The organism is Nocardiopsis changdeensis (assembly GCF_018316655.1).
GTDB classification, from domain to species: domain Bacteria; phylum Actinomycetota; class Actinomycetes; order Streptosporangiales; family Streptosporangiaceae; genus Nocardiopsis; species Nocardiopsis changdeensis.
Map to the genome: position 1 here is coordinate 2,372,943 of NZ_CP074133.1, position 13,470 is coordinate 2,386,412.

The following is a 13,470-nucleotide window of genomic DNA, read 5'->3' on the forward strand; positions in this document are numbered from 1 at the left end:
TCGTGGTCGAGGGGAGTCGGCCAGGCGGTCGCGGACCGCGCCGGGTGCGCGGATCCGAGGAAAGTCCGGACTCCACAGGGCAGGGTGGTCGGTAACACCGACCCGGGGCGACCCGCGGGACAGTGCCACAGAAAGCAGACCGCCACCGCTCGCGGTGGTAAGGGTGAAACGGTGGTGTAAGAGACCACCAGCGGCCGGAGCGATCCGGCCGGCTCGGTAAACCCCACCCGGAGCAAGGTCAAAAAGGGGATCCCCGGATCCCCGCGCGGATGTTCGAGGGCGGCCCGCCCGAGTCCGCGGGTAGACCGCACCGAGGTCGTCGGCAACGGCGATCCCAGATGGATGACCGCCCGGTCCGTTCGCGGACCGACAGAATCCGGCTTACCGGCCGACTCCCCTCCTTCCAACCTTCTGACCCGCGCCGCGCGGGCCGGACGTGTCCGCCCCGCCCCGCGGGCCCCGGCCGCCGGTGCGCACGGGGACAGGTGTGTACATCCCCGTGGTGATGGTCGACGAGCGGGGGCACCGATAGATTGGGCGGAGCGCTCCGCCACCGCGACCGCGGCGGCGGGCACCCGCGACCGCCGGGGCCGGTGGCCGCGGGCGACGGCGTCCACGGAATGGGTGACTCTTGTTCGACTCGACCCTCTTCTGGGTGGTCCTCTTCGGCCTGCCGTTCCTGGCGATCGTGGCGATCGTGCTGCTCGCCACCTACCAGGCCTCAGGGGTTCAGGAGGACGGGCGCGACGACGCGCCCGAGGACTCCTCCAGCGGCTGACCCGGGTCGTCCGCAGGGCGCGGCCGCGGCACCGGGTCGGCCACGTCGTGCACACCCTGGACCGGGGTGAACTCCCCGGTCGCGGCGTCCAGCAGGTGCACCCGGGCCGTCTCCAGGTCGTAGTACATCCCGGTCAGCTCCAGCTCCCCGGACTCCACCCGTTCGCGCACCAGGGGGTGCAGCATCAGGTGGGCGAGCTGCTGGCGGACGTTGGCCTGGGCCAGGCGGCGCAGCGCCTCCGCGGTGGGCAGCCCCGCCAGCTCCCCGGCGCGTTCGCCCGCCCGGACCAGGCCGGCGGAACCGTGGAAGAGCCAGCGGCGCATGTGCGAGGTGTCGGTGGAGTCGGGGTCCAGGTGGGCGCCCTCCAACAGCGCCTTCATCGCCCCGCAGTGGGAGTGCCCGCACACGACGATCGAGGGCACCCGCAGCAGCGCCACCGCGTACTCGACGGCGGCGCCCACCGAGTCGTCGCCGGGGCTGTCCGGGGGCGGCACCAGGTTGCCGACGTTGCGCACCGTGAACAGGTCGCCCGGGCCGCTGGCCGTGATGAGGTTGGGCACCACGCGCGAGTCGGCGCAGGTGATGAACAGGGCGGTGGGGTTCTGCCCGTGGGACAGCCGGCTCATCACCGACCGCATCCGGTCGGCGGTGCTGGCGTGGTACTCGCGCGCCCCCGCCGCGAGCAGCCCGAGCGGGTTCACCTCCTCGGGCCCGGCGCCGCCGCGCATCCCCCAGGGCGCCCACCAGCGGGCCAGCCCCCGCGGCGCGGTCTTGGCGGCCGGGGCCGACCGCAGGGTGCTGCGCTCGTACCAGCGTTCGTGCACCTCGTCGATGTCGACCGAGCCGCCGGTGCGCTCGTGGTCCACGCGCCAGGCGTGGATGGCCTCGAACGCCGCGTGGTCCATGAAGTCCACGTGCAGGTCCAGGTCCACGGCGGCGCCGGCCGGGACGGTGCGCAGCACGTGCGCGAGCCGGGGCACCCCCAGGAACGTCAGGGACCCGTGCACGGTGATGTGGACGCGGCCGCCGCGCTCCTCGGTGGTGACGGTGAGCCGGGTCAGGCGGCGCAGGGACACGACCATGGCCAGCGCGAACCCCAGGAACACCCCTTCCAGCAGCCCCAGCAGCACCACGCCGGACAGGGTCACCAGGTACACCCCGGCCTCGTGGTGGCGGCGCAGGTCGCGCAGGTGGGCCACGGAGACCATCTGCACGCCGATGAACACCAGCAGCGCCGCCAGCGCCGCCATCGGTATCAGCTCGACCACGTGCGCGAACAGGGCGACGAACACCAGGACCCACACCCCGTGCAGGATGGTGAACAGCGGGCTGTGCCCGCCCGCCCGCACGCCCGCGGTGCTGCGCACCATCCCCCCGGCGATGGGCAGCCCGCCCAGGGCCCCGCTGACGGCGTTGGCGGCGCCCTGGCCGCACAGCTCGCGGTTGAGCATCACCCGGCGGCCGCTGTGCAGCCGGTCCACGGCGATGGCGGAGAGCAGGGTCTCGACGCTGGCCACCATGGCGACGGTGACCACGGCGAGCATGACGCCGTTCCACTGGCCCGCGGCGGGGAGCGCGGGGCCGATCCAGCCCTGGGCGAGGGAGTCCGTGAGGGAGATCGTCTCGACCTCCCAGCGCCCCAGGGTGGCGATGAGCGTGGCGGCGCCGACCGCGACCAGCGCGGCCGGGACGAGGGCGGGCCGGAACCGCCCGAAGCCGGGCAGCCGGGCCCAGCAGAACATCACGGCGATGGTCACGACGCCGACCGCGACGGCCGGCGTGTGGTTGTGGACGATCTGGTCGGGCAGGTCGGTGAGGTTGGCCAGGGCCGAGCTCTGCGGTTCGCCGCCCAGGACGACGTGCAGCTGGGCCAGGGCGATGGTGATCCCGACACCGGCGAGCATGCCGTGGACGACCGCGGGGGAGACGGCCAGGGCCGCGCGGGCGATCCGGAAGGCGCCCAGGGCGAGCTGGACCAGCCCCGCCAGCAGAGTGATGAGGCAGGTGACCTGCCACCCGTACGTGGCGATGAGGTCGGCCACGATGATGGTCAGGCCGACGGAGGGGCCGCTGACCTGGACGGCGGAGCCGCCGACGAGGCCCGCGACGATGCCCCCGACGGCGGCGGCGATGATCCCGGCGGTGAGCGGCGCCCCGGCGGCGACGGCGATGCCGAGGGCCAGGGGGACGGCGACGAGGAAGACGACGAGGGAGGCGCCGACGTCGGCCGCGACCCCCCTGCGGTCGGGCCGTGGGGCGGGCTCCTGGTCGGCGGGCGGTGCGGGCGGTGTTCCCTGGGCGTCGTTGCGCAAGGCGGCTCCTGTTCTGTACGGGCGGACGATGCGTAGGCGCACGGGGACTTGAGGTGTCCGGACCGGGGGGCGCGCACGGCGTCCGGCCTTCGAGATGTCTCGAAGGGTGCCGTGTCAGTCACCAACTGTAGTCAATGGGAGTGGCTCTGTGTTACGGGCTGTTGTGGTTTCGGTAACCATTTTCCCGTGTTCACATGAGGCGGTCGCGAATCCGGACAGAACAAAAACCGAGGTGGCGGGCGTGAACCCGCCACCTCGGCGTTGTGAACCCCTGATCGTCCCCCGGCCCGCCCTCAGCGGGGGCCGGGCGCACCGGTCACGTTCGGTGCACGGTCACCGGAAGCGGCCGTCGCCGGGTCCCTCGTCGTAGCCCCGGTGCTCCTGCTCGCGGCGGTCGTAGGGCGGCGCCCCCCGGTAGGGGTCGGGCGTCCCGCCGCGGTGCCACTCCTCCAGCGGGAGGTAGCCGTCGTACTCCGGCTCCGCCTGCCGCGGCGGGTAGCCGCCGGGCATGCCGTCGTAGCCGTCGCCCGGCCGGCCGCCGAAAGAGGGGGCCGGGCCGGCGGGGGCGTGGCCCGCCCCCGGGCCGCCGAGCAGCGGGTCGGCGCCGGGGGTGCCGACCGGTGCGCCCGGCCCGAGGGGACCGCCGTACCCGCCGCCGTAGCCGGGTCCGCCGGAGGGCGCGTCGAACCGGTCGGGCCGCCCCACCGGGGCCGGGCCGCCGTACCCGGACGGCGTGACCGGTCCGGGGCCCTCTCCCGCGCCCCACAGCGGCTCACTGCCCGAGGGCCGTGCGTGCGTGCCGCTGTCGTAGGGCGACGTGCCGGTGTCGTAGGAGTGGGTTCCGGTGTCGTAGGCGGGGCCGGGGTAGGTGGGGCGGGTGTGGGCGCCGCTGTCGTACTCGGGTCGGCCGTGGGTGCCGGTGTCGTATTCGGGTCGGGTGTAGGACCCGGTGTCGTAGGCGGGGCGGGTGTGTTCGCCGGTCTCGTACTCGGGCCGCCGGGGCGCGCCGTAGTCCGGCCGTGCGTGCGTGCCGCTGTCGTAGGAGGACGTGCCGGTGTCGTAGGAGTGGGTTCCGGTGTCGTAGGCGGGGCCGGGGTAGGTGGGGCGGGTGTGGGCGCCGCTGTCGTACTCGGGTCGGCCGTGGGTGCCGGTGTCGTATTCGGGTCGGGTGTAGGACCCGGTGTCGTAGGCGGGGCGGGTGTGTTCGCCGGTCTCGTACTCGGGCCGCCGGGGCGCGCCGTAGTCCGATCGCGCGTGCGTGCCGCTGTCGTAGGCGGGGCGGTCCGGGAGGCCGTGCGCCCCCGGGCCCGCCAGCGGGTCGGGCCGCCCCGGAGCGGGGAGGCCGCCGCCCAGCGGGTCGCCGGACACGCCCGGGCCGGCGCCGTAGCCGCCCGCCGGGCGCTGGTGGGAGCCGGTGTCCAGGCTCGACCAGATCGGCGATCCCACGTCGGATCCGGAGGAGGGCGCGCGGTACCCGCCGCCCAGCGGGTCCGGGTCGTCGAGGCGCCCGCGGCCGCCCGTGCCGCCGTCGTAGGGGGACGGGGAGGACGGCGCCGGCGTGTAGGGCGCACCGCCCGGGGCCGCGCCGCCCGCCGACGGCGCGCCCAGCGGGTCGCGCGTCGGGCCGCCGGAGCCCAGGGGGTCGCCGAGCGGGTCGGTGCGGGGCGCGGTCAGCCGGTCGGCCAGGGACGGGGAGTCCGGGGACGGGGTGGTCCGCACGTTCCAGGAACTGGAGCTGAGGGGGTCGTCCTCCCGCGCCGCGGGCGCGGCGGGGGCGGACGGGGCGGGCTCGCGGACGGGCGGCGGCAGCTCGGCGCGCTCGGGGCGCGGCGGCAGGGCCCGTCCGTCGTCGGGCCCCGGGCGGCCGTCGTCGTTGCGGCCCAGGCTGGCCAGCACCGCGAGGTCGGCGGACGGGTCCGAGGCGCCGGTGGCGCGCGGCAGCACCGTGGTGGCCCCGGGGGCGCCGGCCGGTTCGTCCTCGTAGTCCTCGTAGTCGTCCTCGTACTCGTACTGCGTCACGCTGGGCGCCCGGTCGTCCCCGCGCCCGTCCCGCTCGTCCCGGTCGTCGCGGCCGCCCCGGTCCCCGCGTTCGTCGTCGTCGCCCAGGCTCGACCAGAAGCCGCCGTCCTCGTCGTCGTCCCAGTCGTCCTCGCGCTTGCCCCGCCGGGGTTTGGGCCTGGGGCGCCGCTCCGCCCGCCCGGCCGGGCGCTGCCCGCGGCCGCGCCCCCGCGGGGCGCCGCGTTCGTCGTCCCCGCCGTCCCCCGGGTCCGCGTCGCCCCCGCCGTCCTCGTCGTAGTCGTAGTCGTCCTCGTAGCCGTCGTCGCGCGATCCCAGGTTGAGCGCGCGCATGCCCAGCAGCAGGAGCAGCAGCACGGCCAGCACGACGACGATGGCGATGATGATGACGGTGAGGGTCATGGTTTTCGCATCTACCTTGGGGAGGTCGGCCGCGCGCCCGGATCCCTCCGGGACAGGCCCGGGTGGGGGCCGGTCGGAGCGGGGCGGCGACCGCCTGGGCCCGCGGAGGGGCGGCCTGCGGAGCGGGAGGGGTGCAGGCGACTCCTGTGCGGTCTCAGGTCAGCGTGCCGCGCGGCGAGTGGACGGATAACGGTCATCTGAAAAGGGGCGGGGGCATGCCCCACTGTATGCGCTGTCGCGCCCTGTGTGCAGAGGGCGATGGGAGCTTCCTCGGGGAATCCGGAAAAGACCGGCCATCCCGGGATACCTGTGGGCGACCCGGGACGGCGCGCACGGGGCGGCCCGGATCACTCCGTGCCGGTGACCAGCGACCCCCGTGCGAGCGCGCGGTCGGCGATCGCCTCCAGCGCCGAGGACAGCTCCGCGCCCTCGGGCAGGTCCAGCGGGGCGCTCAGCGCGTACACCGTGAACCGGAAGTTGTGCGGGTCGTCCTCCTCCGGGCACGGCGGCTGGTAGGCGGCCTCGCCCGTGCTGTTCAGCCCCTGGCGGGCGTCCGCGGGCACCGTGTTCTGCCGGAGTTCACCCGACTGCGGGTCCAGGTCGAAGAGCACCCAGAAGACCTCGGCGGCCTCGGGGTCGTCCACCACCACCGCGAGGGACTCCGTGTTCTCGGGCAGGCCCGACCAGCTCAGCGGCGGCGAGTACGACTCGCGCTCGCCGTCCTCGCCCGGCTCGGAGCCGACGCAGGTGAAGGAGTCGGGGAGCGGGCGGCCCTCCTGCATCATCGGGCTGACGACGTTGATGTCGTCGGGCACGTCCCCGTTCTGCCCGGGGGCGAACAGGCCGCAGCCGGTGGTCAGCGTCAACGCCGTCCCCGCCACCAGGGCGCCGGTGAGCGCGCCGGGGGAGGTGCGGGGCGCGCGCCGCGCCCCGGTCGTCCGGAGGGAAGGGAGGGCCGGGAACAATGTGGGACTCCTGCTGGACTCTGGAAAAGCGCGGAACGCCGTAGGGACGGGGCGCACCGCAGGACGGAAGCGGCCGCGGCGCGGCGTCCGGAACGGTCCCGGCGCCGGGCGCGGCGAGGGGCGTGCGCGAGCACCCGCACACGCTCCTCAGCGAACCTTACTGCGGACCCGAGCCGCCCGGGGCGACCCGTCGTGTCCGGCATCGCCCCTGTGGACGACGCCCCCCACCGCCCGCGGGGGGCCATGATGGAGGGGTGCGGTTCTCCATTCTCGGCCCCCTGCTGGTGCACGACGCCTCCGGGGAGCCCGTGACCATCGGCGGTGCCCGGTTGCGCACCCTCCTGGGCCTGCTGCTGCTCCGCCCCGGCCAGTGGGTTGCCGCCGACCACCTGCTCGAGTCCGTGTGGTCGGGCGCCCCGCCGGCCGGGGCGGCCAACGCCCTGCAGGCGCTGGTGTCCCGGCTGCGCCGGGCGCTGGCCGCCGGGGCGGCGGTGGAGGGCGGACCGGAGGGGTACCGGCTGGACGTGGCGCCGGACCGGGTCGACCTGTGCGTGTTCGAGGACCTGGTCCGCGCGGGCCGCGGCCACCGCGCGGCCGGCCGTCCCGGGCCCGCGCTCGCGGATTTGGACCGGGCGCTGGGGCTGTGGCGGGGCCCGGCCCTGGTGGACCTGACCGCCCAGGGGCTGGCCGAGGGCGTCGCCGCGCGCCTGGACCAGACGCACCTGACCGCCCGGGAGGAGCGGCTGGCGGCCCTGCTCGACCTGGGCCGCACCGCCGACGCGGTGGCCGAGGCGGGGGCCCTGGCCGGGATCGAGCCGCACCGGGAGCGGCCGGTGGAGCTGCTGCTGCGCGCCCTGGCGGCGGCCGGGCGCACCGCCGACGCGGTGGCGGCCTACGAGGGCTTCCGCGCCCGGCTGGCAGACGACGTGGGCCTGGACCCCTCCCCGCACCTGGAGGACGTCCACCTGCGCCTGCTCCGCGGGCAGCTGTCCGCCCCCGCGGCCCCCGACGGGCCCGGCGCCCCGGGGCCCTCCGACCGCTGGGGCTCCCCGGCCCCTACCGGGCGGGGACACCGCGCCGCGCCGGGCGCCGCCGACCCCGGTGCCCCTGGGAGCGGCGGCGGTGCCGGTCGCTCGGGGTCGGCCCCCTCCCGGGGCCTCTGGCCTCCCGCCTCCGCAGACGGTGGAGCCGCAGCGCCGGAGTCCACCGGCTCCGGTATCGGTTCCTCGGAGAGTGCCCCTTCCCGGGGGCTCCGGGCCCCCACCGGCGACGGTGGTGTCGGGCCGGAGGCCGCGGGCCTCGGCCCTGGCTCCTCGGAGAGTGCCCTCTCTCGGGGCCTCTGGGCCCCCGCAGGCGGCGGCGCCGGGACCGGCGGCGGCGCGGCGGGGGCGGTCGGAACACCGCTGCACCTGCCGGTGCCGCTCACCGGGTTCGTGCCGCGGGCCGAGGTCGGCATCACCGTCGACCTGCTCGCCCACGGCCGCCTGGTCACCCTGACCGGCCCGGGCGGGGCGGGCAAGACCCGGCTGGCCGTCGAGGGCGCCGCGGCCTTCGCCGCCGGGCACCCGGACCTGGCGTCCCGGGGCGCCTGGTTCGTCGAACTCGCCCCCCTCACCGACGGCGCCTCGCTGCCCGAGGCCCTCGCCGACACCCTGGGCCTGCGCGAGCACGCCCTCCTCCAGCCCCGCTCCGCTCCGCCCCCGCCGCCCGTCGAGCGCGTCGCCGCGTTCATCGCCGACCACCCCGTGCTCCTGGTCCTGGACAACTGCGAGCACCTCGTCGACGACGCCGCGCGCCTGGCCGCCCTGCTGCTGGAGCGGTGCCCGCGGCTGCGCGTGCTGGCCACCTCCCGCGAACCCCTGGGCACCCCCGGCGAGCACCTCCTGCCCGTCCCCTCCCTGCCCCTGCCGGCCGAGGACTCCCGCGCCTCCGAGGCCGCGGCAGCCCCCTCCGTCGTCCTGTTCGCCGAGCGCGCCCGCGCGGTCCGCCCCGGCTTCGCCGTCACCGACGACAACGCCCCCCACGTGGTGCGCATCGTCCGCGCCCTCGACGGCCTGCCGCTCGCCCTGGAGCTGGCGGCCGCCCGCCTGCGCGCGATGACCCCCGCCCAGCTCGCCGCCCGGCTCGACGACCGCTTCCGCCTGCTGGGGGGAGGCGTCCGCCACACGCCGCGGCACAGCACCCTGCGCGCGGTCGTCGACTGGAGCTGGGAGCTGCTGGACGAGGCCGAACGCCGCCTGCTGCGCCGCCTGTCGGTGTTCGCCGGGGGCACGGACCTGGAATCGGTGGAACACGTCTGCGCCGACCCCGGCACCCCCGGCACGGTCGCCGGCCGCGACGTGTGGACCGTCCTGTTCGCCCTGGTCGACAAGTCCCTGGCGGTCGCCGAGGAGCCGCGCCGCGCCGACGCCCCACCTCGCTACCGGCTGCTGGAGACCGTCCGCGCCTACGCCGCCGAGCGCCTTACCGGCGCCGGGGAGGACGCAGCGGTCCGCGACGCCCACGCCCACCGCGTCCGCGACCTGTGGAAGGAGGCCGACCGGCTGCTGCGCGGCCCCCGCCAGGCAGAGACGATCGCCCGGCTGCACGACGAGAACGACGGCTTCGCCGCGGCGGTGCGGTGGGCGGTGGAGCGCCGCGACGTCCACCTGGTCCTGGACCTCGTCGAGTACTCCCAGTGGTACTGGACCCTGAGCGACTCCTGGGAGCCGCTCGCCCGCTGGGCCGGCCAGGCCCTGGACATGATGGGCGACACCACACCCGAGGGGCGCGCCGTGGGCCGCGCCAGCTGCCTGTTCCACCGGGCGGCCGCCACCACGGACTCCCTCGACGACATCCAGGGGCACGTCCGGGCCATCGAGGAGGTGCTCGCGGAGGAGGGCCGCCTCCCGGAGGAGCACCCCCTGCTCGTCTACACCCTCATGTACCGGGCGATGACGGAGGACGGCCGGGGGGAGGCCCGGGACCGGATCGCCCGGGCCCTGGAGCGGCCCGACCCGTGGATGCGGGCCATGGTGCGCATGATGCTGTCCCTGGTCGACATGCTCCTGGGCCGCTTCCGGCCCTCCCTGGAGCAGGCGGAGGCGGCGCTGGCGGAGTTCCGCGCCCTCGGCGACGCCTGGGGGGTGTGCCAGGCCCTGGCCCAGGTGGTGGACGCGCACCGCTTCGACGACCTGGAACGCTGCGAGGACATGCTGCTGGAGGCGGTGGCCCTGGCCGAGGCCCAGGGGCTGGAGAGCATGGCGGCGGTGTTCCGGGTGCGCCGCGTCCAGGTCCTCATCTTCCGGGGGGAGACGGCGGCGGCCCGCGCGGAACTGGACCTGCTGGCGGCGCGGGGCCGCCCCGCCCAGCCGGAGCACGCGGTGCTGGTGCTGCTGGCCGAGGCCCAGTGGCAGCGCGAGGTGGGCGATCTCGTACGGGCCAGGGAGCTGGTGGAGCGGCTCGAGGCCACGGTGGAGACGCTCGGCGGGTTCGCGCCCGCCTACGTCGAGGTCGGGGCGTGCGCGCTGGCGGCGACCATCTCCTGGGACGAGGGCGACCCGGCCCGGGCCCGCCGGGAGGCGGCGAGGTCGTGGTGGGGCGTCATCGGCACCATGGGACCGATCCGGGCGGAGCTGCTCGAGGTCCTGGCGGCCGTGTCGGCGGAGGAGGAACCGCACCTGGCGGCCCGGCTGGTCGGGTGGGCGTGGGCGCTGCGCGGCGTCCCCGACGACACCGACCCGCACCTGGCGCACACCGTCGCGCGCCTCCGCGACAAGCTCGGCGCCCCGGAGTACGACCGCCTGGTCGAGGAGGCCGCGGCCCCGTCGCCGGACGAGGTGCTCACCGCCGCCTCCCGGTGGCTGGCGGAGGCCGTCCCGGAGGAGGCCCCGGCCGACCGCCGCTGAGCCCGGGCCCCGGCGGGCCGGGGGCGCCCCCGGCCCGAGCCGCGGGCGGGGGCGCCCCCGGACGTTGCTCCCGCCCGGGCACGCGCCCTCCGCCGTACCCGCGGCCCGGGGGCGCGGTTCAGGTGCGGCGCCGGTAGGCCCACACCGCGGGTGGGAAGAAGACCGCGGTGATGATCGCCGCCCACACCAGCGTCCAGGTCACCGGCCCGGCGACGTCGCCGCCGATCATCAGCCCGCGCATGGCGTCCACGATGTGCGTCACCGGGTTGTTCGCGGCGATCACCCGCAGCCAGGACGGCATGCTCTCCGGGTCGACGAACGCCGAACTGGCGAACGTCAGCGGGAACATCAGGATCATGCCGAACGCCTGCACCGCCATCGGCGTGCGCACGATCATGCCGACGAAGGCCGACATCCAGCACAGGGCGAACGCGAACAGCAGCACCAGCGCCCCGGCGGCGACCACGCCCACCAGGCCGCCCTCGGGCCGGAAGCCGATGAGCACGCCCACCAGCAGCACCATCACCACCGTGATCGCGTACCGCACCAGGTCGCCCAGGATCGCGCCGATCAGCGGGGCCGACCTCGCGATGGGCAGCGAGCGGAACCGGTCGAAGATCCCCTTCTCCACGTCCTGGCTCAGCGTGAACCCGGTGCCCAGCGTCGCGAAAATAACCGACTGCGCCACGATGCCGGGCATCAGGAAGTCCCGGTAGGCCTGCCAGTCGCCCATGAGCGCCTGTCCGAAGACGAAGACGAACAGGGTCACGAACATGACCGGCTGGAGGATGAGCCCGAAGACCTCCTCGGGGTTGGCCTTGATCTTCAGGATGCTGCGCCAGGCCAGCTGGAGCCCGTTGCGGACGGTGGTCAGCGGCGTGATGTGCCGGGGAACGCGGGGCGCGTCCCCGGTCCGCGCCGACGGCTCCCGTGTCGTCACGGCGCTCATGCGGGCACCTCCTCGGTGTCGCTCTCGGCGGTGCGCCCGGTCAGGGCCAGGAACACCTCGTCAAGGCTGGGTTTGCGCAGGGACAGCTCGGCGACGGCGACCCCCTGCTCGTCCAGGCGGCGCACCACCTCGGGCAGCACGCCCGCGTCGGTGACGGGCACGCTGGCCACCAGGCCGTCCTGGGTGACCGGGGTGCTGGTGACCGCCTCGATGATCTTGGTGGCCAGCGGCAGCCGGCCGGACTCGACGGTGCGCAGCTCCAGGACCTGGCCGCCGGTCCGGTTCTTCAGCTCCTCCGGGGTGCCCCGGCTGATGACCCGGCCGTGGTCGAGCACCAGCAGGTCGTCGGCGAGCCGGTCGGCCTCCTCCAGGTACTGCGTGGTGAGCAGGACGGTGACCCCGTCGCCCACCAGGTCGCGGACCACGTCCCACAGGTCGTTGCGGCTGCGCGGGTCCAGGCCGGTCGTCGGCTCGTCCAGGTACAGCAGGGCCGGCCGGCCGACCAGGCTGGCGGCCAGGTCCAGGCGGCGGCGCATGCCGCCCGAGTAGGTCTTGGCGGGGCGGCCGCCCGCGTCGGACAGCGCGAACCGCTCCAGCAGCTCGTCCGCCCGGGTCCGGGCGCCGGCCCGGTCGAAGCCCAGCAGCCGGGCGATCAGCACCAGGTTCTGCACGCCGGTCAGCTCTTCGTCGACGGCGGCGTACTGGCCGGTGAGGCCGATCAGCCGGCGGACCTCGTGCGGCTCGCGCACCACGTCGAACCCGGAGACCTCGGCGTGGCCGGCGTCCGGCTGCAGCAGGGTGGCCAGGATGCGCACCGTCGTGGTCTTGCCGGAGCCGTTCGGGCCCAGGACACCCAGCACGGCCCCCGTCCTGGCGGTCAGGTCCACCCCGTCCAGGGCGCGTTTGCCCTTGAACTCTTTGACCAGGCCCTCCGCGCGTATGGCGTCTGTCATCCCACTCCTCCGTTCGCACGTTCGATGACCAGTCTCGTCGGCGGTTCTGACAGAACGCTGACATGCGGGATCGCACCGCCCACACCCCGCTGACACCGCCGTCCCGGGACCGCTGACACGCAGGGGATCGCGGCGCCGGGGCGGCCCTAGACTCGAGTCCGTGAACGACACCCCGACCGACGCCCCACTGGATCCCTCCCCGCCGGAGGCGGAGCCCGCGACCGGACTGCGGCCGCCGGAGCGCAGGGTGAGCAGGCGCGCGATCGGCGTGTGGACGGTGCGCCTGCTCCTGGGCGGCCTGTTCCTCACGGCACTGCTGAGCGCGGGCGCGTGGGCGCTGACCTCCCTCGGATGGAGCTGGCCGCCCGTGTGGGTGCGCGAGTACGCCCCGTTCGTACCCGTCGTCTACGGTGTGTACGCCCTGTTCCGGGTGGCGGTGGTGCCCTCCTGGCGGTACCGGGTGCACCGCTGGGAGGTGACCGAAGACGTCATCTACACGCGCTCGGGGTGGGTGAGCCGGAGCTGGCAGCTGGTGCCGGTGAGCCGCCTGCAGACGGTCGACCACACCCAGGGGTGGCTGGAACGCCTCTTCTCCGTGGCGACCCTGGAGGTGCAGACGGCCTCCTACGCGGGTTCGTCGACCATCGAGGGGCTGGACGCCGACGAGGCGCGCGGGCTGAGCGAGGAGCTGGCCGTGCGCGCCGGGACCCTGCGGGACGATGCCACATGACCGACGGCACCGGTGACGACGACCGGACGACCCCGCCCACCCCCGCGCCCTCGTACCCGGACGCGCCCGTTCCCACGGATGCCCGCGCCCCGGAAGACGCCGCCGAAGAGCCGCTCGTGTCCGACGACGCCTCCGGTTCCGGGGACGCCCCTGGGATGGGAGACGAAGCCGAGGCCGCCGAGGGATTTGTGCGGCCGGGGGCGGAGGGGGCCGAAGGGACACCCGTGCCCCCTGCGGTGACCCGCGCTGACAGCGGTGCCACGCACCTAGGGGCCGACGTGCCCGGGGATGTGCCCGGTTCCACGGAGGTTCATGGGGCTGGAGGCGCGGCTGGGGCAGTCGAGGCGGCCAGGGAGCCTGGGGAGGCGCCCGTGCCTTCTGTGACGCCCGGTCCCGGGGATGCCGCTGGGGCGGGGGACACGGTCGAGGGTGCCGAAGCGCTTGTGCACCCGGGGGCGGATGTGCCCGGGGGTGTGCC

The 13,470-nt window shown here is 75.7% G+C and carries 8 protein-coding genes and 1 other RNA gene; 4 read left to right on the plus strand and 5 right to left on the minus strand.

Annotation, left to right across the window (positions count from 1 at the left end):
- Positions 1-12: 12 nt before the first annotated feature.
- Positions 13-400, plus strand: an RNA gene (gene rnpB / locus KGD84_RS10860) — RNase P RNA component class A.
- Between the two features lie 231 nt (positions 401-631).
- The gene (locus KGD84_RS10865; protein ID WP_220560152.1) at positions 632-778 is read left to right on the plus strand and encodes a hypothetical protein; all 147 of its coding nucleotides are present in this window, start codon (positions 632-634) and stop codon (positions 776-778) included.
- Here the strand turns inward: KGD84_RS10865 and KGD84_RS10870 are convergent.
- The 3 genes from KGD84_RS10870 to KGD84_RS10880 all read right to left on the minus strand — a co-directional run bounded on the left by KGD84_RS10870 (position 730) and on the right by KGD84_RS10880 (position 6,473).
- Positions 730-3,090, minus strand: a complete 2,361-nt coding sequence (locus tag KGD84_RS10870) for a bifunctional SulP family inorganic anion transporter/carbonic anhydrase (RefSeq protein ID WP_220560153.1) — start codon at positions 3,088-3,090, stop codon at positions 730-732. The genes KGD84_RS10865 and KGD84_RS10870 overlap by 49 nt on opposite strands.
- Before the next feature lie 333 nt (positions 3,091-3,423).
- Complete coding sequence (locus tag KGD84_RS10875; RefSeq protein WP_220560154.1) at positions 3,424-5,508, minus strand: chromosomal replication initiator protein DnaA; 2,085 nt, start codon at positions 5,506-5,508, stop codon at positions 3,424-3,426.
- A 347-nt stretch (positions 5,509-5,855) separates the two neighbouring features.
- Positions 5,856-6,473 (minus strand): YbhB/YbcL family Raf kinase inhibitor-like protein, encoded by a 618-nt coding sequence (locus KGD84_RS10880; protein ID WP_220560155.1) that lies wholly within the window; start codon positions 6,471-6,473, stop codon positions 5,856-5,858.
- 254 nt (positions 6,474-6,727) lie between these two features.
- On the opposite strand from KGD84_RS10880, the gene KGD84_RS10885 reads away from it, so the two are divergent.
- Entirely contained in the window at positions 6,728-10,360 is a 3,633-nt protein-coding gene (locus KGD84_RS10885) for an AfsR/SARP family transcriptional regulator (protein ID WP_255646443.1), read from the plus strand.
- Between the two features lie 118 nt (positions 10,361-10,478).
- On the opposite strand, the gene KGD84_RS10890 is transcribed toward KGD84_RS10885, so the two are convergent.
- Together KGD84_RS10890 and KGD84_RS10895 are read right to left on the minus strand one after the other, a co-directional pair.
- A complete protein-coding gene (locus KGD84_RS10890) occupies positions 10,479-11,309 on the minus strand; it encodes an ABC transporter permease (RefSeq protein WP_220560156.1) in 831 nt (276 codons plus the stop codon).
- On the minus strand, positions 11,306-12,262 hold the full coding sequence (locus tag KGD84_RS10895; protein ID WP_220560157.1) for an ATP-binding cassette domain-containing protein: 957 nt from the start codon (positions 12,260-12,262) through the stop codon (positions 11,306-11,308). The genes KGD84_RS10890 and KGD84_RS10895 overlap by 4 nt, the downstream gene beginning before the upstream one ends.
- 160 nt (positions 12,263-12,422) lie before the next feature.
- On the opposite strand from KGD84_RS10895, the gene KGD84_RS10900 reads away from it, so the two are divergent.
- Positions 12,423-12,992 carry a PH domain-containing protein gene (locus KGD84_RS10900; RefSeq protein ID WP_220560158.1) on the plus strand — a complete coding sequence of 190 codons (570 nt, stop codon included), beginning with the start codon at positions 12,423-12,425 and terminating at the stop codon, positions 12,990-12,992.
- Positions 12,993-13,470 lie beyond the last annotated feature (478 nt).